General features: G+C 44.2%; 14 protein-coding genes. 8 read left to right on the forward strand and 6 right to left on the reverse strand.

Annotation, left to right across the window (positions count from 1 at the left end):
- Nucleotides 1–114 precede the first annotated feature (114 nt).
- On the forward strand, nt 115–684 hold the full coding sequence (locus QUA33_RS24410; RefSeq protein ID WP_333151897.1) for a heme NO-binding domain-containing protein: 570 nt from the start codon (nt 115–117) through the stop codon (nt 682–684).
- Nucleotides 681–2072 (forward strand): ATP-binding protein, encoded by a 1392-nt coding sequence (locus QUA33_RS24415; protein WP_333151899.1) that lies wholly within the window; start codon nt 681–683, stop codon nt 2070–2072. The genes QUA33_RS24410 and QUA33_RS24415 overlap by 4 nt, the downstream gene beginning before the upstream one ends.
- Before the next feature lie 151 nt (nt 2073–2223).
- On the opposite strand, the gene surE is transcribed toward QUA33_RS24415, so the two are convergent.
- Nucleotides 2224–2901: a 5'/3'-nucleotidase SurE gene (gene surE, locus QUA33_RS24420; RefSeq protein ID WP_333151901.1), complete on the reverse strand. Its 678-nt coding sequence runs from the start codon at nt 2899–2901 to the stop codon at nt 2224–2226.
- A 578-nt stretch (nt 2902–3479) separates the two neighbouring features.
- Here surE and QUA33_RS24425 point away from each other — a divergent pair.
- The gene (locus tag QUA33_RS24425; protein WP_333151903.1) at nt 3480–5549 is read left to right on the forward strand and encodes a carotenoid oxygenase family protein; all 2070 of its coding nucleotides are present in this window, start codon (nt 3480–3482) and stop codon (nt 5547–5549) included.
- 102 nt (nt 5550–5651) lie between these two features.
- Entirely contained in the window at nt 5652–10952 is a 5301-nt protein-coding gene (locus tag QUA33_RS24430; protein ID WP_333151906.1) for an AAA family ATPase, read from the forward strand.
- Between the two features lie 58 nt (nt 10953–11010).
- Here the strand turns inward: QUA33_RS24430 and QUA33_RS24435 are convergent, their stop codons facing one another.
- Nucleotides 11011–11220, reverse strand: a complete 210-nt coding sequence (locus tag QUA33_RS24435) for a hypothetical protein (protein WP_333151907.1) — start codon at nt 11218–11220, stop codon at nt 11011–11013.
- A 496-nt stretch (nt 11221–11716) separates the two neighbouring features.
- Here QUA33_RS24435 and QUA33_RS24440 point away from each other — a divergent pair, with 496 nt between their 5' ends.
- The 3 genes from QUA33_RS24440 (at nt 11717) to mscL (ending at nt 15404) form a co-directional block, all read left to right on the forward strand.
- Complete coding sequence (locus tag QUA33_RS24440; RefSeq protein WP_333151909.1) at nt 11717–12451, forward strand: PEP-CTERM sorting domain-containing protein; 735 nt, start codon at nt 11717–11719, stop codon at nt 12449–12451.
- 295 nt (nt 12452–12746) lie between these two features.
- A complete protein-coding gene (locus QUA33_RS24445; RefSeq protein WP_333151911.1) occupies nt 12747–14174 on the forward strand; it encodes a DUF3370 domain-containing protein in 1428 nt (475 codons plus the stop codon).
- 792 nt (nt 14175–14966) lie between these two features.
- Complete coding sequence (gene mscL, locus QUA33_RS24450) at nt 14967–15404, forward strand: large conductance mechanosensitive channel protein MscL (RefSeq protein WP_194067975.1); 438 nt, start codon at nt 14967–14969, stop codon at nt 15402–15404.
- A 610-nt stretch (nt 15405–16014) separates the two neighbouring features.
- Here the strand turns inward: mscL and QUA33_RS24455 are convergent.
- The 3 genes from QUA33_RS24455 to QUA33_RS24465 form a co-directional block, all read right to left on the reverse strand.
- Nucleotides 16015–17304 (reverse strand): dihydrolipoamide acetyltransferase family protein, encoded by a 1290-nt coding sequence (locus QUA33_RS24455; protein WP_333151913.1) that lies wholly within the window; start codon nt 17302–17304, stop codon nt 16015–16017.
- Between the two features lie 180 nt (nt 17305–17484).
- Nucleotides 17485–17925 carry a YlqD family protein gene (locus tag QUA33_RS24460; RefSeq protein WP_333151915.1) on the reverse strand — a complete coding sequence of 147 codons (441 nt, stop codon included), beginning with the start codon at nt 17923–17925 and terminating at the stop codon, nt 17485–17487.
- A gap of 144 nt (nt 17926–18069) precedes the next feature.
- Nucleotides 18070–20019 carry a long-chain fatty acid--CoA ligase gene (locus QUA33_RS24465; RefSeq protein WP_333151917.1) on the reverse strand — a complete coding sequence of 650 codons (1950 nt, stop codon included), beginning with the start codon at nt 20017–20019 and terminating at the stop codon, nt 18070–18072.
- Between the two features lie 165 nt (nt 20020–20184).
- Here QUA33_RS24465 and QUA33_RS24470 point away from each other — a divergent pair, with 165 nt between their 5' ends.
- Nucleotides 20185–21507 (forward strand): leucine-rich repeat domain-containing protein, encoded by a 1323-nt coding sequence (locus QUA33_RS24470; protein WP_333151919.1) that lies wholly within the window; start codon nt 20185–20187, stop codon nt 21505–21507.
- A gap of 325 nt (nt 21508–21832) precedes the next feature.
- Here QUA33_RS24470 and QUA33_RS24475 read toward each other — a convergent pair whose 3' ends face one another.
- Nucleotides 21833–22795 carry a hypothetical protein gene (locus QUA33_RS24475; RefSeq protein WP_333151921.1) on the reverse strand — a complete coding sequence of 321 codons (963 nt, stop codon included), beginning with the start codon at nt 22793–22795 and terminating at the stop codon, nt 21833–21835.
- Nucleotides 22796–23037: the final 242 nt, after the last annotated feature.

The following is a 23037-nucleotide window of genomic DNA, read 5'->3' on the forward strand; positions in this document are numbered from 1 at the left end:
CTTAACTGCTTATCAAGCTATTCAAAAAGCCCTCTCTCTTCATGGCTCCCTTTTTTCCCCTAGTTGAGCAATTACGATAAAAGTAAATTACCAGTATAACTGGAGGCAGTTGAAATGTATGGTTTAGTTAATCGTGGGATTCAAGACATGGTATGCGATCGTTTTGATGAAGCTACTTGGGAAAAAATTAAGCAGAAAGCGCAAGTCCTAGACGAGCAATTTCTCATTTTAGAAGCTTATCCTGATGATTTGACTCATCGTCTAGTTAAATCTGCCAGTGAAGTGCTTGGCTTGTCGGGTGCAGAAATTATGCAGGCATTTGGCGAATACTGGGTTAAATTTACTGCGACTGCGGGTTATCAAGAAATACTAGATATGGCTGGAGATACATTACCCGAATTTCTAGAAAATCTAGATGATTTACATATTCGGATTGGGGTGCAATTCCCTAAGTTGCGACCACCATCTTTTGAATGTACAGAAGTTGCCAGAGATGCGATCGAGCTGCATTATCGCTCTACACGGGAAGGTTTCGCACCAATGGTAGTCGGGTTAGTTAAAGGTTTGGGCGATCGCTTCGAGACAGCAGTTGAGATCGCACACACTCAATCCCGTGAAGCAGGATTCGACCATGACATATTTCGGATTGAGTACAGATCGGAAGAGATTGTAAATGATTCATGACTAAGCCGCTATATACACTGAATCCCCAGATGTTTTGCGATATATTTCCATTTCATATAGGATTTAATCACAATCTGGAGGTTGTCCAAGTTGGCGAAGTATTACAACGGACTCATCAAATACCATTATTAGGTGAACAGATAGATCGACATTTTCAAATTCATCAGCCAGCGATCGCATTTAACTTTTTGACTATTCAGCAAAAACTCAAATCATTATTTATTCTGGAATCCCGACATAACTCTCTACGATTAAAGGGGCAAATGGTCGCTCTGAAAGAGGAGCGGGTGATCCTCTTTATCTGCTCTGTGTGGACTCCCGACTCAAGCCTACTCTCGAAATTAGCGGTTAAGTTGAAAGACTTTCCAATCCACGATCTGACTCCCGATTTTTTGTTTTTGCAACAAACTAGCCAAACAGCAATTCGGGAAGTTCAAAGCCTTACAGAAGAATTAACTAAGCAGAAAAATCAGCTTCAAGCATCACTAGAGGTTCAGAAAGAACTGACTTCTTTATCCCAAATTCAAGCACAACATTTAAAGCAGGCATTGAGTGAACTTCAACAAACGCAATCACACCTAATACAAGCAGAGAAAATGTCTAGCTTAGGTCAGTTAGTTGCAGGAATTGCCCATGAAATTAATAATCCGGTCAACTTTATTCATGGTAACTTGAAATATCTGCAAGAGGATGTCCAAAACCTAATAAGTTTATTACACCTTTATCAGAAATACTATCCGCAGCCACCATCTGAAATTGAAGAAGAAGCCGCCATAATCGATCTCATTTTTTTAGAACACGATCTTCCTAAAATTCTTAATTCTATCAAAATTGGCAGTGAACGCATTCGCAAAATAGTTAATTCTCTCAGAAACTTCTCCCGCCACGATGAAGCGGCAATCAAACCTGTAGATATTCATTCTGGAATTGAGAGCACTTTGTTGATTTTGCAGCATCGGCTAAAATCTAATGGTGAAGCTCTAGAGATTCAAGTGATTAAACAATATGGTGAATTGCCTTTAGTCCAGTGCTACGCATCGGCAATTAATCAGGTATTTATGAATATTATCAGTAATGGCATAGATGCTTTGCGAGATGCACAGAAAAATTGTGCTGACTGGAACAAAGAACCCACCATTATTATTCGGACTTTAGTTAATGATTATCAGAATTTGGTAGTCAGCATTGCTGACAATGGTCTGGGTATGGAACAGTCGGTAATCAATAAGATATTCGATCCCTTTTTTACGACGAAGCCGGTGGGAAGTGGTACGGGTTTGGGATTGTCAATTAGTTATTCGATTGTGGTGGAAAAGCACGGGGGTAAGTTAAGCTGTATTTCTGCACCGGGAGAAGGAGCAGAATTTGCGATCGAGATTCCGCTCTAAATTCAAACCTGTAAGTTGAAACTCAAGCGGGCTGAAGCCGCTGAGATTCTTAAGAAATTGCTTCCTATCCTAAGTTTTGATGAGCCGAGCGCTTGACGCTTTTTTGGGCAAACAATGCAAAAAATATAGTTTGATCCCATCGCCGAAATGATCAAAGCGATATCTCTGTCACCGCAATATTACCCCCAAAACACACGTCAACATCAGTCCCCGCCGCCCGATCGCGCGCTCCATATTCTCCGGCATAATAAAAGTATTCTCCCTCCATCCGGTAAACCACCGGCAGCGGCTGCGTCGAAGGCTGGCAAAACACAATTTCCGGTTCCGCACTTCCCGGCGCTAAATGCGGCAAATTCACATTCCAGAAACACCCCGACTTTGGTTCCCGGTTCAGCAAATCCGCCAACACTCGCGATGTCCAGCGAGTAGCGACATCCCAGTCTATTTCGAGCGGCCTTTTAATCCGGTGGGAAATTGCGATTCCCGGAATACCGTGCATGGCTGCTTCCCGCACAGCCGCAACCGTACCCGAAATGTACACGTCAACCCCCAAATTGCCGCCCGCGTTAATACCTGAAAGCACCAAATCCGGCTTCGCACAAACGTGATGAAGAGCAATACGCACGCAATCTGCCGGTGTTCCTCCTACAGCATATTCCACAGACGATCGGCGATCGACATGAATCGGACTGTGAGCCGTCACCTGATGCCCGCAGCCGGACAATTGCCCCTGCGGAGCCACCATAATTGTTTTGCCTTCTACAGCCTGCAAAAGTGCTTGAATGCCCGGAGCATCTATGCCGTCGTCGTTGGTTAAAATTATCGTCATTATGTGTCGGTTTTATAGAACCGATTTGAGAGCGCAGAGGCTGGCAACCTTCTGGTAGTTCTAGCCCAAATTGGTTGTTGGTTAGTGGCGATCGTCAGTATGAGCATTGCCACACATTTATATCATGGCATTAATTGAACAGTTGCCCCAGAAATGTGGCGCGCCACATTTTAGCCGAGTCGCACCTTGATATGACAGCTAAAGCGACTTGTTACGCTTGCCCCAGTGCAGCATTCATGACATCAGTGTCGATGCAAACATCAATTAATCACATAATTTTTTCCTCGGCTCTCCCCGATGCTTGGTCTTAAAAGTAGCAGATGATACTAAGTATCTAAAATCTGAACGTTGAAACTTTCGATCGTGCTAAATTATTAGCTTGCGTTATCACCATAAGTACGAGAGAGCCGATAATAAGTTAATGTCGATTCCAATGGCGCTTTGACGCAGGGGATGGAAGAATTGATATCAAATCTTTATCAAAAATAGTATCTAAGTTACAGTCCTCATTTCCCATTCATAAATCAAATACTGATCTACACTGTTACCATTATTACATTTTAACTCTGGAGAGTGATATGAACGAACCCACTAAAAGCAATACCAAAGCAGGCTGTCCCCCAGTTCCCGAATCGCTTGTCAAAGCTAAACGGGATGAACTCACCGACATCAAACTAAATATTACCAAGATGGGTGAGAAAGACTTACCAGATGACTTGCGGGGTCATGTCTTTATCATTGCACCCGTCGGAACCATTAAATCAGGAGGTCTTCCCTTTACAAATGGAGACTCATTCTTAAGCGGCGATGGTATGATTTACCGATTCGACTTCCAGCAAAAAGGTGAAGTTTTATTAACTACACGGATTATCAGGCCACCAGATTACTATGCGGATAAAGCAAGCCAACCTGGTGAAAAATATGCCAAGTATCAATTCCGCAATCATGGCATCATCAGGTTTTCTTGGTGTCTTGGCTCTCGCAACGATTTAAGTATTGCCTTCCTGCCAATGAAATTTGCTGAGGACTCCCAAGAACGCCTGCTAGTTGCCTATGATGCAGGTCGTCATTACGAAATTGATACGGCAACTCTTGAAGTGGCAACTCCTGTAGGCTGGAACAAAGAGTGGCGAGGAGAAATTGAGCTAAATTTTCCCTTGCAGTGCCTGAATTTTCCCTTTTCACCCGTGCTTAGCACTGCTCACCCCGTATTTGACGTTCGCAAAAGCGAAATGTTCACGGTCAATTATGGGATGTCATTAAAAACTTTTCTCGGCACCGTAACTAATACGGCAAATAAACTAACGAAACAAGTAAAAAAAGTTTTTCCACCAGCTAGACCATATCTGGAAAAATTCAAGCTTCCAGAAGATTTTATCTATCTAATGCGCTGGGATGGTAAAGGAGAACTAGAGCGATGGCAGCTAGTATTGCCTGATGGTTCGCCTGTCAAAATTAAGCAAAGCATTCACCAAATTGGATTCTCTCAAGATTACGTGGTAATTGTAGATACCTCTTTCAGAACAGGGATAGAGCAGATAATTAACAACCCTTTTCCGGAAAACAAAAGATTAGAAGAATGGTTGCGAAAAAAACTGGATGTCATGGAGTTAGCAACAACTCCTGTCTATCTCATACCTCGCGATCGCTTAACCAAAGGCAAAAAATCTGGAGTTAGCGATCGCAACGAAGATGTGCCAACAGTGACTGTGCAAAAAGTAGAAATTCCCCTAGAGGTGACCCATTTTCTCGTAGATTACGACAATCCCGAACAACTGATTACCCTCCATGCAGCACATACTTGTGCTTGGGATGTGTCTGAATGGATACGTGCCTATGATGACTCTCCTTATTTTGACCCTAAGTTACCTCGCCCACACGGGATGGAACAGAGCGAGATGGACATCAGTCGCGTCGGACGCTACGTCATTAACGGAGAAACTGGAGAAATCATTGAACAGAAGGTTATTCCAGAGAAATTTATCCCTGAAGCAGAAGAGTGCAAATGTACTTGGGGAGTAGCACTTTATGCTTATCTTGACCGACTTCCTTCGGATCTCTATCCCACCATGCCGCCAGGTAAGCTTGATAATATCTACTGGATATCTTTGGGACTCTGGAAGGATCTAGTCAGTAAGTTTATGGTTGATTTCTTCAAAGACTATCCGTCCAGAGAAGTGCCACTAGAGGAATTGCTCAGAATTGCCAAAGAAGAAGGCAGACCAAGTAGCTTGTTCCGGATGAATACTTCTTCAACTGAATCGATGAAGATTGCCGATTCCTATGAATTTCCTCCTGGTTGTATCGGTCTTTCGCCCCAGTTTATACCGCGCGGTGATGGTAACAGTTCAACGGATGGTTACATTACCTGCACGGTTTGGTTGAACAATACCTACGAGATCTGGATTTTCGAGGCTTGGGCTCTCAAGCAGGGGCCGCAGTGGAAACTGAGCGATTCCTCTCTGAACTTTGGGTTAACTTTGCACACGACGTGGTTGCCAAGTATTGGACGCCGCCAAGCTAGCTACAACGTGCCTGTGAGGGAGGATTATCAGGAATTAGTGGCTCAGAAGCGATCGCAAGAGATTCAGGATCTGTTTGATGAAAAGGTGTACCCTCACTTTGAGAAAGAATTAAAATCGATCTGAGAGCAACGATAATATATTTAAGAAGGTTAGAGGTCAAAGCTACTGTAAACTAGGTCATCCTGACCTCTAGTCTTTTTATATTTAAACAAAAAAAGTAAAAATATGATTATTCTCCCCGGCTACACAATTGCAGAGACACTTTATGAAGGAGACAGAACAGTTGTTTACCGAGGAATCAGAGAGCGCGATCGCCAGCCAGTTATTCTCAAGATGATTAAAGATGAATATCCGAACATTGAAGAGATTACTCGCTTTAGACAAGAATATGCCATTCCCCAAAAATTAGACGTTTCAGGAATTGTTAAGCCCTATAACCTGGTTAACTATGAGAATAGCTTTGCTTTAGTCTTAGAAGACTTTGGCGGTCAATCTGTTAGCCAATTATTGAAAAATATAAAAATTCACTTACAAGAGTTTTTACTTCTGGCGATTTCTTTAGCAGAAACGATCGGTCAACTCCATAAAGTAGGGATTATACATAAAGATATTAAACCTAGCAATATCATCATCAACCCCGAAACGAGGGAAGTCAAAATAACTGACTTTAGCATCGCGATCGCCTTACCCAAAGAACAGCAAAGTATTGTCAATCCCAACTTGCTAGAAGGGACTCTCGCTTATATGTCACCCGAACAAACAGGGAGAATGAATCGAGCAATTGACTACCGCACCGACTTCTACTCTTTGGGAGTGACTTTCTATGAAATGCTGACCAACCAGTTGCCATTTAATACCACCGATCCGATGGAGTTGGTTTACTGTCATATTGCCAAACAACCCGTCCCACCTAAAGAGGTAGCAGAAATTCCTCAAGCGGTTTCAGATATAGTGATGAAACTGTTAGCAAAAAATGCGGAAGACCGATATCAAAGTGCGGCGGGATTAAAATTTGACCTAGAAACTTGTTTGCAGCAATTGCAGACAACTGGAAAGATTGAAAATTTTCCGATCGGTCAACGCGATCGCGGCAACCAATTACTCATTCCCCAGAAGCTTTATGGTAGAGAAACCGAAGTCCAAATTCTTCTAGATGCCTTTGGACGAGTCAGCCTCGGTGCTACCGAAATGATGTTAGTTTCCGGTTATTCCGGGATTGGTAAAACTTCAATCGTCAATGAAGTTCATAAACCAATTGTAGCAGCTAGGGGATATTTTATTGCGGGTAAGTTTGACCAGTTTAAGCGCAATATTCCATACGCGGCGTTAATCCAAGCATTTCAAGAATTAGTTCGTCAGCTATTAACCGAAAGTTCCGAACAGATTGCTATTTGGAAAGAAAACTTATTAAATGCGCTAGATAATAACGGTCAAGTTATTATTGATGTTATCCCAGAAGTCGAACTAATTATCGGTAAACAGCTTGAAGTTGCTCAACTGGGTTCATCGGAATCTCAAAACAGATTTAATCGGGTATTTCAACAATTTATTCGAGTTTTTGGTCAACCAGAACACCCGCTAGTCATATTCCTAGACGATTTACAGTGGGCAGATTCGGCATCTCTAAAGTTAATCCAACTCTTAGTCACTGACCCAGATAGCAAATATTTATTAACGATTGGAGCTTATCGAGATAACGAAGTCAGTCCCGTTCATCCTTTAATTCAGACAATAGAAAAAATTCAAGAAAATGAAACGGTGGTGAATAATATCACCATTCAGGCGCTGGCTTTGGATAGCGTCAACCAATTAATCGCCGACACTCTCGATGCCAGCGTAAATTCAGACAAAATAAAAGTTTTTTCAGAGTTACTTTTTAATAAAACCCAAGGCAATCCGTTTTTCTTAACGCAGCTACTCAAAACCCTGTACTCGGAAAATCTGCTGGTTTATCAAGTAGATACAGACCGCTGGGAGTGGGATATTCAACAAATCCAAGCAATTGGTATCGCAGATTTCAATATCGTTGAACTGGTTGCCAGAAATATTCGCAAACTCCCAGAAACAACCCAAAAGTCATTAAAATTGGCGGCTTGTATCGGCAACCAATTTAACTTAGAAGTTTTATCAATTGTCAATGAAGAATCAAACATAGCGACGGCTGCTCATTTGTGGGAAGCAATGCAAGCGGGTTTGATTCTGCCGCTGTCTGAAAATTACAAAATTCCTCTAGTATTTGCCCAGGAAGAGTTGGCATCTATACGCGATATCAAAGTTGACTACAAATTTTTGCACGACCGCGTGCAGCAAGCAGCCTATTCTTTGATTCCAGAGTCAAAGAAAAAAGCCACTCACCTGAAAATTGGTCAACTGTTGCTGAATAATACAACAGAGCAAGAGCGAAAAGATAATATTTTTGCTCTGGTTAACCAACTGAATTTTGGCACAGATTTACTAACGATTCAGTCAGAAAAAGATGAGTTGGCTGAATTAAACCTGATTGCCGGACAGAAAGCGAAGGCAGCTACTGCATATGAAGCCGCTGTTAATTATTTGAATGTAGGTATAGAACTCCTGAGCCAAGATAGCTGGGAAAGTAGATACGATCTGACATTTAATTTTTATCGGGAAGCGGCGGAAGCCGAATATCTCAATGCCAATTTAGAACGAGCGCAAATTTTGTGCGATCGCGCTCTCCAAAAAGTCAAAACCATCCTCGAACAAGTCAAGTTATACGTACTGAAAATTAGAATTTACCTCGCTAAAAATCAAAATAATGATGGCTTAGATGCCGGACTGCAAGTTCTAAAGATGCTAGGAGTGACCCTATATGAATCACCCCCGAAAGAACTCAATATTGAGGAGTTAGCAAACCTGCCTGAAATGAGCGATCCCTACAAGCAGGCGGCTATGCAGCTTTTAGTTCTTATATTCGCACCTGCTTGCTTTGCAGAAAGCCCGCTATCGCTACCTATTATATATACTATGGTGGAACTTTCTCGTCAGTACGGGAATTCGCCGCAATCTACTTACGCCTATTCTGTTTACGGTATATTCGTATCTTGGCTATTCTCAGATATAAATTTATCCTATCAACTGGGGCAACTGGCTTTGCAGCTATTAGATAAGTTAGATGCTAGAGAGTTTCGTTCTAAAGTTTTAGTTAGTACGTATCTTGGTATTATCCACCTCAAAAAGCATACTAGGGAAACGATAGAACCCCTTCGTCAAGCAATTAATAGCGGCTTAGAATTTGGTGACATAGAATTTGCTTGTCATGCTGCTGATTTCTATTGCTGGCATTTATTTTTTAAGGCAGAGCATCTAGACTACGTGCAAGAACAGCAAAAACTATATATTGACTTGGCAGAGAGATTGTCCCAAGAACACCAGTTATATTTACTCAAAATTCTCGGTCAATTAGTAGAAAATTTAAGGGGGATGACAGATAATAAACTGATCTTGATGGGCAGCATATTAAATGAGGAAAAAGCTATCTCTTATTTAAGAGAAGTAAAGAATTTCATTTGCTTGTTCAGGCTTTATCTTGCCAAAACTGTAGTTTGCTATTTGTTTAAACAGTATGAAGAAGCTATCGAGTTTGCGAGAGAGGGGTTGAAATATTCAGTTTACGTTCAATCAAATATTAGTTTTATTGAACAGACTTTTTACTATTGTCTGATTCTTTTAGCCCAGTATGTTCAGGAAGATTCAGGAGAGGAAGAAAAGAAACAAGAATACCTCAACAAAGTAGAAGAAACTCAGAAAAGCATGAAAAATTGGGCTTTCCATTGCCCAGCCAATTACCAGCATAAGTATGACTTAGTAGAAGCAGAAAAAGCCCGCGTATTGGGGCAATCTTTCTCAGCAATGGAATATTACGACCTGGCGATAGATGGAGCCAAGGAAAATGGATACGTCCAGCACGAAGCCCTCGCCAATGAACTAGCAGGAGAATTTTATTTAGCATTAGGTCGTCAGAAAGTAGCGCGTACCTACATGATAGATGCTTACTATGCTTATATTCGCTGGGGAGCACAGGCAAAAGTTCAGGATTTAGAAGAGCGCTATTCTGAATTACTCGCACCAGTCGTCGGTAGGAAAAACAGCCTGACGAGTGGAAGAGGCGAAACGATTGTTCAGACCAGAACCACTATCACTTCTACCAGTTCAGGTTCGGGAAAAGAGCTGGATTTATCAACAATTATCAAAGCATCCCAAGCGCTCTCAGGGGAAGTTAATTTAGATAAGTTACTCTCGAATTTGATGCAAGTCTTGCTGGAAAACGCCGGAGCAGAAAAGTTTTATTTCATCATACCTGATCCAGCAGGTAAGTGGAAAATTGAAGCTCAATGTACGGGTGAACGATGTCAATTAATCTCCAAGTCAGCGGCTGAAAGTCAAGAGATTCCTATCTCGCTGGTTAATTATGTAGAACGCACGCAAGAAACTCTTGCGATCGATGATGCAACGAATAAAAGCAGGTTTGCATCTGACCCGTATATTATTCAGCAGCGACCTAAATCTATCTTGTGTAGCCCCCTGATCAATCAAGGTAAATTGGTAGGCATCTTATACCTAGAAAATAATTTAACAGCGGGGGCTTTTACGCGCGATCGCCTAGAAGTCCTCAACATCATTTCCGCCCAAGCTGCGATCTCCATCGAAAATGCCCGTCTCTATCAAACTTTAGAAGATAAAGTACAACAACGCACCGCCCAACTCGCCCAAGCAAACCTGGAAATTAGCTCCCTCAACAACAAACTTAAAGCCGAAAACATCCGCCTCAGTGCTGAGTTAGAAGTCACGAAACGACTGCAACAAATGATCTTGCCCAAACAATCAGAACTTGATAAAATTAAAGGATTAGAAATAGCTGGATATATGCAACCTGCCGATGAAGTTGGTGGCGACTACTACGACGTGCTAACCCAAAATGATAAGGTAAAAATCAGCATCGGCGATGTTACGGGACATGGTTTAGAAAGTGGCGTATTAATGATTATGGCGCAAACCGCCGTCCGCACTCTCCAACAAATGAACGAAACCGATCCGGTGAAGTTTCTTGATGTGTTAAACCGCACCCTTTATGCCAATATCGAGCGCATCGACTCGTCTAAAAACATGACCTTGGCTTTGTTAGATTATCAAGATAGTAACTTCAGCCTCAGCGGTCAACATGAAGAAGTTATCGTAGTCCGTACTGATGGTAAAATCGAACTGATCGATACACTGGAACTCGGTTTTCCCCTGGGATTAGAGGAAGATATTTCTGGTTTTGTTTCCCAAATTCAAGTGCATCTTAATCCAGGGGATGTAGTAGTGCTTTACACAGATGGAATTACCGAAGCTGTAAATATAAATAAAGTGTATTACGGCATAGAAAGATTGTGCCAAGTGGCGAAAGGAAATCGCCACAAAACGGCTGAAGAAATTCGACAAGCAGTAATCGATCATCTGCGGCAACATATTGACGAACAGAAGGTTTTTGACGACATTACGTTGGTAGTCCTAAAACAGAAATAACGCAAGTTGGTAATTGGTAAATTGTTTGAGCGTCCGACGATCGAAACCGACTTCACGCTCAACAATTTTGGAAATGGTGCGCGGACTCAGGAAGGTGCGATCGAAAGCTGAGCGCCACGTCTGTGCTAAATTGGGCGATCGGGCGAATTGGTATCATTAAAGGCAACATCAGCGCTTTCACGGGCCAAACGCTGCTTTCGATCGCAGCCCCAATGCCGCGACTGCCTCCGGTAATCAGTGCGCGTTGATTCTTGAGTGTGTGGTTCATCTTCGATACCCTGTCAGTGCTAAGTTGGGCGGCGAATTTACTGCAAACATTCACCCAAAGTCCAAAATTCCTCATTTTCGTGCATCAAACCCGGTTTCTGCGCCGGGGAAGAGTTACTAATTCTATATTTACTTTACTGTGCAACTATATTTTACTTTCGCGTACATCTGGCGATCGGCCAACATATTTCTCGGCACTCGTATAAACTATTACTACTACTTTGTAATATTACGTAGGCGGCGGTTGTGACCACCGATGATACAGTAAGTTGCAATAACGGATAGTTAGGCGTGGAATGCTTCAGCAGTAGTCATCCTAGCGTTGGCGACACAACCAAGTTTACGAAAGGTTTAAGAATAAACCTCGAAGAATATTGTTTTGGTAAAGGTATCAAAAATGTATAGACAAAGACATTTACACGAGAGATGATGTAAACAGATACCAAAGGAAATCAATAAAGTCAATCCCCAAACGATATAAAAAAGGTATTACTCTTATGAAAACCAACTTCGCCCAACCACTAACTGCCTGTATAGCTACTGCTGGTTTAGTTGTTGCTTCTTCATTACTAACTGCAACGCAAGCCCAAGCCTTCAGTTTATCCGTGGCTCCTCAGTACGGTACTACCAACGGCATTGGCACCGGCGCTACTGCAACATTGGACTTCAACGTTGTCCAAAGTGGAGCCGATTTGCTCCTGAATTTGGGCATCACCAATACCACTGGCACTCAGGCTACACCCGGTGGTGCAACAAACTCTTCTCTCGTTGGGGTGGCATTTGACGTATTGAGCGGCGTTAGTGCATCGGTTAAATCTACCGCAGGCAGCACTTTTACAGCGTTTTGGCAAAACGTTGATATTAACGGTTTGCACAACGGTTTCGACTATGGCATTAGCACTCCGCGTAATAGCTTTAATGGTGGAAACGCTAATGGAGGCTTATATAAAAATCAGTCTACTTTGGTTAGCTTTTTGCTAACTGGCAGCAGTCTGAGTGCTGCTCAGGCAGAAAGTGCTTTCTTGACGGGATTTCAGAATGGTACGCTTAAGGCAGGGGTTCGCTTCCAGCAGGTAAGTGGGTCTCGTGTTGGTACCAGCGACAAAGTTATGGCGGGAGTTTCGGCTGATGCTGAGCCAGTACCCGAACCAACTACTATTGCAGGTATGGTGATGGGTTTGGGAAGTTTAGTCGCAGCCCGCCGCAAGCAGGCAAAAAAAGCTCTTGCTTAAATTTTCTCAGGGGTGCAGGTCATCCATCGGCAGAAAAACTCGTCGCATTTCTAGTGAATTCAGGTTAACTTCTAGTATCAACTCATAAGAGCCAGCGCAGCTATAGTGCTTCTGGCTCTTATTTTTGCTCTACATTTTGTCAATGTAGAACAAAAAATTTACGATCGCCCAATTTACCGCAAACATTCACCTAAAATCCAAAAATCCCCAAAAACATCAACCAACTTGTGGTAAAGTTTTGTGTCGGTTGCTATGTGGCAATCTTCTGCAAGTTCAGTTAAACGCGCTCACAGCAATGTTTTTGCCAATTCTACCCTTAGCTCAAGCAATCCCGACACCTCCGACCCAACAAGTCATCATCCAGCGAGAATTTTCGATACCGGAAAACGAACTGGATTTGCCAGCACCTCCGACAACGGCCCCGCTGAACACTGTGACGGTGCCCCAACAAGTGCGCGTTTTGCCCGGACAACTCGACAACATCCCGGTTTTCAACAGCAACAGCCCCGAAGTCGTGCAAACCGAAGGCATTTTGCTCTCCACATTTCCCCCGGAAGGAAAACAAGTACCTTCTGCACACTTAAACTTTCCCTTCAAAGGCCGATTTGACATCTTTGCCCACCACATCGCCAAGGCTAAAAATCGCCAAGAAACTCGCACCTTATTTCAAGGAATAATTGTCCACAATCCCAACTCGGAACCTGTTACTTTAAAAGTATTGCAAGGAGCGACCTATTTAACTCGGCCGGATGCTTTGTTTGTAGATTTGCCGTCGTATTTAGAGAATCGATTCGGCACTGTGTTTGCGGGGCCTGGAAGCCGCATCAGCAGCGATGTGCTGCGGGGATACAGACAAGCTATTTTGCCGGCTGCGATCGAGATTCCGGCGAATCAGAGCCGAATGCTGATGAATTTGCCGATACCTGTGGGGAATGTGACGCCTTCTTCCAACGGTCGATCGACTTTGATGCGAATGTCGAGCAGCAATTCGGTTTATGTAGCGTCATTAGCCATGTTTGCTCCTAAAAGTCAAAGAGGAGTCGAGCAATATCCCACATTAGAACAGTGGGAAAATATTTTAAATACCAAAGGTTTAGCGGGGCCGAGAGATTTAGCACCAACTCCCAGAGGCGAAAATCCGGTGCAAAAAATTTACGGCCGCGTGGCAGGAGTAGCTGAAGGTTCCCAGTGGCAAGCTAAAATTACGGACAATTCGAGAACCGATTATTTAACGATTCCCAAGCGCGGCGAGTCATTTTCCTATGCTTTGAGCACTACTGATACGGGTACTTTTGGAACGGGTCAAGTTCAAAGCGCTAAAATGTTAGCTCGCTATCCCGATACTGCTTATTTTGCTCACGGTAATTACGGGATTCAATACAACTTAACTTTTCCCCTTTACAACAAATCTCGTGAAACCCAATCTGTTAGTATTAAAATGCAAACACCGATTAAAGCAAATACAGAATCGGGGGGATTGATGTTTTATGACCCTCCTGAAAATCGGATATTTTTCCGAGGTACGGTGCGGGTGATGTTTAATGATGATAGGGGCAAGACTTTGACGCGCTACATTCACATCGTGCAGCGCCGGGGACAGCAGGGGGAACCTTTGGTGAATCTGAATATGAAGCCGGGGGAACGCCGTTTGGTGCAGGTGGATTTCTTGTATCCGCCGGATGCGACGCCGCCGCAAGTTTTGACTGTGCGATCGAGTAATTAGTTTGTAGTCAGTAGTCAAAGGTTTGTAGTGAGGACTTTAGTCCGCATCAAGAAAAACTAAAATGTAGTCCATTTGGCTTTTTTTACCTGCTCACGCACTTGCCCATGTAGCACTCTCATCAGATCTTCTATCACTCCCTGTGTTCGCCACTGCAAGTAAAGCCAATATACGGCCCTTGTAAGGGGGCCAATCCTTGGGTAGGTCTTACCAATTGCAGCCATTTTTTAGTTGATAGAAGATTCCATCTAAGATTTCTCTTTTTGTCCAGTTACATGGTTTTAGTTAGCTTCTTCCTGGGCAATATCTCATGTAGTATGGGTTCAATTATTTCCCATTCTGAATCCGTTAGACTGCTACAATAAGGCATGGCTGCTGCTGGATAATGCTTTTGCGGTCACGTATAACAGCGTAAAAGATGTCAAACGGGTTTTATAGAGGCTCAAAACCTTTGCACCTTGTTTGTTCGTCTCTGGCTAAATTTGGGAATTCACCAATAAACCTACTATTTTTCAAGCTGTGTAGCCTCGTTTTTCCACTGCGTACACTTTTTCAGCAAGCCCTAAGTAGAAATCATTGACAAACTTCTTCAGATGAAACCCTTGCCTGACAAGGCTTTCAGAGATAGCGTGAAAAGTAAGGACAACATCCGTTGCACCAAAAAGTCTCGCCACTCCGTTCTTAGATTGAACCCGATCGCCTTTGACCAGTTTGTTTGGTTTAAAATATAATAAAGTTTTTCCTGAATCATGAGAAAATAAATTTTACTGGCATATCTATAGAGGAACATCCATCATGGCAAGAAGTAGTAGCGGATTTTGGAGCGATTTCTGGAAGTTTTTAGTTCAGGGAAATGTCCTTGAACTGGCAGTTGCCGTCATCATTGGTGGAGCCTTTGGAAAAATCATTGATTCTTTAGTCAAAGATATTATTACTCCCATTCTTCTTAATCCTGCTTTAACGGCTGCGGGAGCTAAAGACCTGGAAAGTTGGGCACCAGGAGGTATAAAATGGGGTGTTTTCCTGGCATCTGTAATTAGTTTTGTGATTATCGCCTTTGTTATTTTTCTATTACTCCGAAGCGTAGAATCTGCAAAAAAAAGATTAATTCGTCGGCAAGCAGCAGAAGCAGAAGCAGAAGTTGCACTTGTTGATGCTGCTACTCTCAACCAGGAAAAGATGACAGAAGTTTTAGAACGCTTAGCAAAAGCATTGGAATCGCGTGGTATTTAGAGCCTACGTAAGTAACCAAACGAAATTAATTAGATAAAGACTCTTTACTTTGTAAGGCTTTCAGGGGATATTTTGTGTGATTAATTTTGTACAACTACTTAATACTTGATTTTTAGGGGATGCAGGCAAAAGTTTAGGCTGTTATCCCCTTTTTTGCACACTCACACTAAAGATATTTCAAAAGCCTTCTTTGCGATTTCGTAACCGGCATCCTGCTGAATCTAAAGTTTGGTGGTGATAAACAGTATTTTTCATAATTTTTCTTTTACGTGTTTCCGAATTGCGTGCTTTTTTAACGCTGAGAAATTACACGTTATTAACGTTCAATTTGGAGATGCTTTCTTTATTATCGAGGGTATGGCTGTAGGCATAGTTCAGGCCTATAGAACCCATTTGACATCTATTCCAGACTTATTACCACAACTAGGTTTGGGGCGAATCAGTAGAATCCTAAATTTAGGCTAGAATAGTTGCCCTGTAAGGATTTTACAAAAGATGTCAAATGGGTTCTATAATAATAAAAATCCTTTTTGCAATACTGAGATGTTCCCAACTGAAGTCCTGACTACGAACCTCATAGTAAGGTTTGTAGTCAGGACTTTAGTCCTAATTAAAGTGTCAAAGATTGAGGATTTGTCTCAATCAATTTCGCTAAATCTTGCAAAAATGCTGCAGCGTCAGCACCGTAAATAATCCGGTGATCGCAAGTAATATTCACCTGCATTTGGCGCTTCACTCCCATCAAACCATCTTCATTCGCTACTACTTGCGGCCGCGAAGATCCGATCGCCAAAATCGAGCCTTGATTCGGGGGTAAAATCGCGTCAAACTTGTCTACACCAAACATTCCCAAATTGGAAAGAGTAAAAGTTCCCGTGCTGTATTCATCAGGCTTCAACTGCTTGGTGCGGGCGCGATCGACTAAATCCTTCCAAGTGCGCGAGAGCGAATAAATATCGAGGCGATCGGCATTTTGCAGCACCGGCGTAATCAAACCGCCGCCATCCATCGCCACCGCTACCGCTACATTAATATCAGCGCGGTATTGAATTCCCGACTCCACATAAGAAGCATTCAGCAGAGGATGTTTTTGTAAAGTTACTGCTACAGCCTTCGCCAGCATAGCCGTCATCGTGACGCCCTTCGACTTAATTTGTTTGTAGAGTTTGTCCAGATTATCAGTAGTAATTGTGTAACCGACGCGGAAAGACGGTACGCTCAAACTTGCTTCCATATTCCGCACCACCGCATTTTGCAGCGCGTTCATCGGTACTGTTTGGCCCGAAAGTGCTGCTGCGGGGACTGGTGCGGGGGCGGGTTTGGCTGCTGCGGGGGCGGGTGCTGCGGGGGCGGGTGCTGCGGGGACTGTTACCGGTTGCTGAACCGGAGCCGGTTGGGCTTTGCCGGCTGCTGCTTCCACATCCTCTGCGACAATGCGACCGTTGGGCCCGCTGCCTTTGATTGAATTCAAATCTACTTTAAACTCTTTGGCTAATTTGCGAGCGCGGGGAGAAACGACGCTGCGGCCGTTTTGGCGGCTGACATTTTGCTGCAAACCTGCTGACGAAGTAGCTGCGCTCACAGGAGCCGGGCTGGGAGCAGGGGCGGCGGCGGCGGTTGGGGCGGCTGCTCCTTGCTGCTGAGCTACGGCGATTTCGGCTTCTGTTTCTGCTACCAGGGCGATTGCCGCTCCCACCGGGGCAACTTCGCCCGCAGGTACGATAATTATTGCTAAATAGCCTTCGTAGAAAGACTCTACGTCCATGTCGGCTTTGTCGGATTCCACGACTACCACCGTTTCGCCTTTTTCTACTTTGTCTCCAGCGGATTTGACCCAGGAAACAATTTTGCCCTCTGTCATTGTCGAACTCAGGGCTGGCATGAAAACTTCGCGAATCATCTGTAAAAAGTCCTTTTGTGTTGGTAATAGGTAATAGGTAATCGGTATGTGGCAATTGATAATTGGCGACCGGCCACCGGCAATACTTATTATTATGCCAGTGTCTCGCATTCTTGATGTGTGACTGTTGACTCAAAATCAATTGCCAATTACCGATCGCCAATTACCACTTACCAATTTCTAAATATCACCTCGAATTTCTTCGACTATGCCGTCGCGGAGGAGAATTTCTACTTGCATTTTTTGAATCAAGTTTTCTCCCAGCCCGACAGTGAAGGTGCCGTCAATTTGACCTTGACTCACTTCTTGTTCGAGGTCTAACACCTGCACTTGCTGAAGCTGTTGCAGGTTTTGGTTTTTCTGTTCTAGCAGTTCGCTTTTTCTTTGATTCACCTGCACTTGAATGTTTTCTATTTGCTGCATTATTTGCGGGCCTGGGGGCTGTAGATTTTGCTGTTTGATTTCTGAAATCATCCGCTGCCCTTGCATTTCTAACTGTTGTAGCTGAGAGTCTATTTGGTTGATTTGGGCTTGGAGTTGCTGTTGAGCTTCTTCTTTCCAGCGGGGAGTAACGACGACTTTAACGTTAATCGACCGTTTCAAGAGTAATTGTGGTTCCATAAAGTTGTTGCTTGTCAATTAGGAATTAGGCATTAGTCATTAGTTGGTAAACATGAACTAATGGCCCAGGACTGAGGACTCGGACTCGGGACTCGGGTGTTGGGATAATTTTTTCTTTTCCATTCCCCAAGTCCTGCGAAGATTTCAAAACATCCCGTCAATCATATCGCGGTAGTGTTCCGTCACAACCGGGCGCTTAATTTTCAGGGTCTGGGTCAACATTCCATTTTCGATCGAAAATGGCTCCTGAATCAACCGGAACGGGCCGATGCGATCGTCCGCGCGGTATCCGGGGCGATTTTGCACCTCTCGGTTCAATTCTTTGCGGAATAAATCTTGAATTGTCTTGCTATTCCAGTCAATTTCGTGTATTGGGGGATTCTGAGTTTCTGCCCATTTCTGCACGGCTTCTGCATTGGGGACAATTAAGGCACCGAGGGATTTCTGGTCTTGACCTACTAGCATAATTTGGTCGATGTAGGGGCTGCGGACGCAGGCGTCTTCTATGGGCTGGGGTTCGATGTTTTCGCCGTTGGTGAGGACGATCGTATCTTTGGCCCGCCCGGTCAAGATTAAGTCGTTTCCCGGTGTCAGCCAGCCCAAGTCGCCAGTGTCGAACCAGCCTTCGGAGTCTATGGCTTTGGCAGTCGCTTGGGGATTGAGATAGTAGCCCTGCATGATTTGCGGCCCCCGCGCCAATACTAAACCGCGCTGGCCTGTGGGCAGTTGCTGTTTGGTTTCCGGATCTATTATTTTAATTTCCGTATGGGCTAGAGGCTGTCCCGCAGAACCTTTAAGATTGTGCCAAGGGCGGCGGACGGTTAAAACCGGCGACGTTTCCGTTAAACCATATCCCACTAACAAACCGATATTCGTTATTTCAAAGAAATTGTCTATATGCGCGGCCAAAGAACCGCCACCGCTAATCGCCCATTTTAAGCGTCCCCCTGTAGCTTGCCTGACTTTTTGGTAAACCAGTTTTTCGGCGAGGGCGTGTACGGGCGACAACAGAATGCTTTTGGTACGGGCGATTAGTTTTTCAGTAGCAGAAGCAGGTTTTAAATTGAGAGTTAATCCTTGAAAAATGCGGCGGGTCTCGATATATTGCTGGCTGGCAGATAACAGGAAATCCACCAATTTTTGTTTGTTTGCTGGCTGTTCCCGAAACTGCTTTTGTACGGCCTCGTAAATCGATTCCCAGATGCGCGGAACGCTTACCATGTAATGGGGTTTGTAAGTTTTAAAGTCTTGTTTGAAATAGCGAATACTGGTGTAAATTTGGGTGCATCCTTGGGAAAGCAGGAAGTATTCGACGCTGCGTTCGTAGGCGTGCCAACTGGGCAGAATGCTGAGGGCCGATTCGCCGGCTTCGGGCTGGAGAATTGTGCCCAAGGTGGTGAGTTGGTGCAGCAGATTGCCGTGAGTCAGCATGACGCCTTTGGGTTTGCCAGTGGTGCCGCTGGTGTAGAGGAGGGTGGCGAGGGTTTGAGGCTTGTGGTTGGTGGGTTTGAGGGGACGGTTTGCCCCTGTGGTCATGACTTGGGAAAATTTGACTGTGTTGAGGGTTGGGCTGGTTTCCGGTTCTTCGTCGGAGAGGAGGACGATGAGTTGGACGGGCAAATCAGGGAGGCGGTGTTGCAGTTTTTTGAGTAATGCCCGGTTTTCGACTACCAAGGCGGTGCTGCCGCTGTCTTGGATGATGTACAAAAGTTCTTCGGGGTCGGCGGTGGCGCCTCGAACGGCGTTGGCTGCCCCGGCCATCATGATACCTTGGTCGGCTATCAGCCAGCGGGGGCTGTTGTCGGCGAAGAGGGCGACGCGGGGAGGGACTGCTTCTTCGGGATTTGGTTCGATGCCGAGGGCTTGGAGGCCGGCGGCGAATTGCTGGATTTGTTGGTACAGGTCGGTGTAGGTGAGTTTGATTTCTGGCTGGCTGTGGGGGTCGTGGAGGGCGACGGTTTGACCGAATTTTTGTTTGACGATCGCCCAAATTTCGGGTATCGATCGAATGGAACTGTAATCGATTAGCTTGCTGAGGTTAGCGCGATCGCGATCGGTCATTTTAGATGATGCGTAAGATGCTGGGCCGTTCATAAGGTATTTTCCTGAGTTTGTGCAGATAAAGTTATTGGCTATTAGTTTAATATCACAGTTATTTTAGAACTATCTGGCAGTGCCGTGACAGTTTGCCAACCTGCCATTGCCTATTCAGAAAATTAGAGATGCAAGATGATGAAATTTATAGTTGCATAGAAACATATGAATTTATCAAGGTTGATAGTAATTGCTTTAAGTGCGATCGTACTAGCATTATCTGGAAATCTACTTGGAGCCGAAGTTGCACAGACGCAACCGGGAAATAGTAGACGAACATTTGCCGATTGGTGTCGCCAAAAAGCTTCTTTGAGTCCTGAAACTAAACATACTGTTGATGTGCTGTTGCAGAAAGCTGAGACTACTGAGTGCGATGCGGCCGATCGGAAACTTTCGAGTCTCACGGGACTCAGACTCATTGACAATAAAATCAGCGACATCAAACCGCTAGCATCTTTGACTAAACTGACTGCGCTCGAACTCTGGAACAATCAAATTAGTGATCTCAAACCGCTAGCATCCGTGACTACATTGACTCGGCTCTACCTCCACAACAATCAAATCAAGGACATCAAACCGCTAGCATCCTTGACTCACCTGACCGATCTCTTCCTCTACAACAATCAAATCAAGGACATCAAACCGCTAGCATCCTTGACTCACCTGACTAGGCTCTTCCTCTACAACAATCAAATCAGGGACATCAAACCGCTAGCATCCTTGACTCACCTGACTGATCTCCACCTCCTCAAAAATCAAATCAGCGATATCAAACCGCTAGCATCCTTGACTCACCTGACTGATCTCGGCCTCGGCGAAAATCAAATCAACGACATCAAACCGCTAGCATCCTTGACTAACCTGGCTACGCTCGGCCTCAACAACAATCAAATCAACGACATCAAACCGCTAGCATCCTTGACTAACCTGACTGGGCTCGGTATCGGCGAAAATCAAATCAACGACATTAAACCGCTAGCATCCTTGACTAACCTGATTATTCTCGACCTCGAAAACAATCAAATTAGGGACATCAAACCCCTAGCATCTTTGACTAACCTGACTGCTCTCTTCCTCAATAACAATCAAATCAACGACATCCAACCGCTAGCATCCTTGGCTAACCTGACTTGGCTCAGCCTCGGCGAAAATCAAATCAACGACATTAAACCGCTAGCATCCTTGACTAAACTGGCTACGCTCGGCCTCGGCGAAAATCAAATCAACGACATCAAACCGCTAGCATCCTTGACTCACCTGGCTACGCTCGGCCTCAACAACAATCAAATCAACGACATCAAACCGCTAGCATCCTTGACTAACCTGACTGGGCTCGGCCTCGATAACAATAAAATCAACAACATCAAACCGTTGCAATCCTTAACTAAGCTGACTGAACTCCATCTCAGCGGAAATCCGATCGCACCCAAAACTTGTCCTCTCAAGCCAGAGTCTATATGTAAGTGGGAACCAGAACCTAAACCATAAAACTTGACAGTTTAGGAAATTAGCCGATCGAGTACGATCGCCAATTCTATCCTCACATCGGCTTCAGTCACGGGGAGATTGTCGGGAAGGTCGATCGTAATTTGCATGATTTATAGTACCTTTTAATTTCAATTGTCTCTGAAGTGCGATCGTTACATATTCATTAAACTTTGATTCATACGCTGTATTCTTCAAGATTAAAACGAGTAGATATGTCAGCACTTTAACATAGTTGGGTGATTAGGGCGAACCTTAACCGCACAATTTAAACTATGAGTCGAGCGGGCATCTTGCCTGTTCATTAAACTCGCGCAATATCTCAGATTTAAGCGACACGGCGCGGTGCATCGACCATCGGTGCTGTACCAAACAAATGTCTGAGATAACTGCGACTGAGTTCGCGGTTCCAGCGCCGCAGCCGCACCATTACTCGCGTGAATGTAAAAGTCAATTCCAACACCAAAGAAAGCTGTTTGAGACTGAGTGAAGTATTAAACACATCATTGCCGTGCGTGCGTTCAATCTGATGGTGTTTCAGCAAAGCAATCAGGTTTTTGGTAGAGCCTTTCAGTTGATTGAAATAACTCTGGGAGAATGCCCAGCGGCTGAAACCCCAAAACTTAGCTAAATGATTTATCTCATCCTGTAAAGGCTGGGAAATTGCCTGTTGCAACGCTCCTGTTGAGTGTACCATCAACCATAAATAAACAGAAGTAGCTCCCCACTCGGTACTCAGGCGGCTAATCACGTGTTTGTAGGTATCTTGCCAAGCGTCACCTGTGGATTGACAGCCATTCACAGAGTTGGGTTTAACTTGCAGTTTTCCCCCTGTAAGTTGCTGGTAAATTTTCCTAAATGTCGGGCAATGTTGGCGTTCTTCTTTTTCCCACACACCTATCTCTAGAATGTTGCCGTTGTTATCAAAAATTCCTCCCATAAACCGCGCCATTTGCGGATAAATATGCTGTAAGTAGCACCAACTTTCTCTACCGTAGCTGCGGATGGGAGCTTCAATTTCTGCAGCACTTGCCAAAATTTGTAAAAAGATTTCTGGCTTGACACCAATAATTTGGTCGCGATTGATTCCTTGCCAATCTATGGGTTCCCAAGGGCGCGGATGCGGGGTGGAAAATTGCTGGGGCAGATCGGAAAGTCGATCGCTCAAAACTTCCAATGACATATAATGGTCGATGAGCGAGTTAATCCTAGCCCGACTTTGCAAGTAGCGAGGGCTTTGATACTGATGCCCAGCCAAATCAATTGTATACACCTTACCAGTAGCTTTCATTGTTTCTGCCTGTTCCTAACTTTTACAGCTATTGTGCAAAAGGCATTTGGGAAGTCGCAATGAGTAACGTGCAGGCTGCTCAATTACTGCGAGTTGGCTGGAGTTAGCCGAACTTAGGTGAAACTGCATGAAGTAGAGTGAACTAAACAACAGATGATACGGCTAATATAGCCTTTCTCAGAAAGATGAGGTACAATAACAGCAGTGTGTAAACCAGTTAAAAATATTTGATGATGTAACTT

This window comes from Microcoleus sp. Pol14D4 (assembly GCF_036701245.1).
Taxonomy (GTDB): Bacteria; Cyanobacteriota; Cyanobacteriia; order Cyanobacteriales; family Microcoleaceae; genus Microcoleus.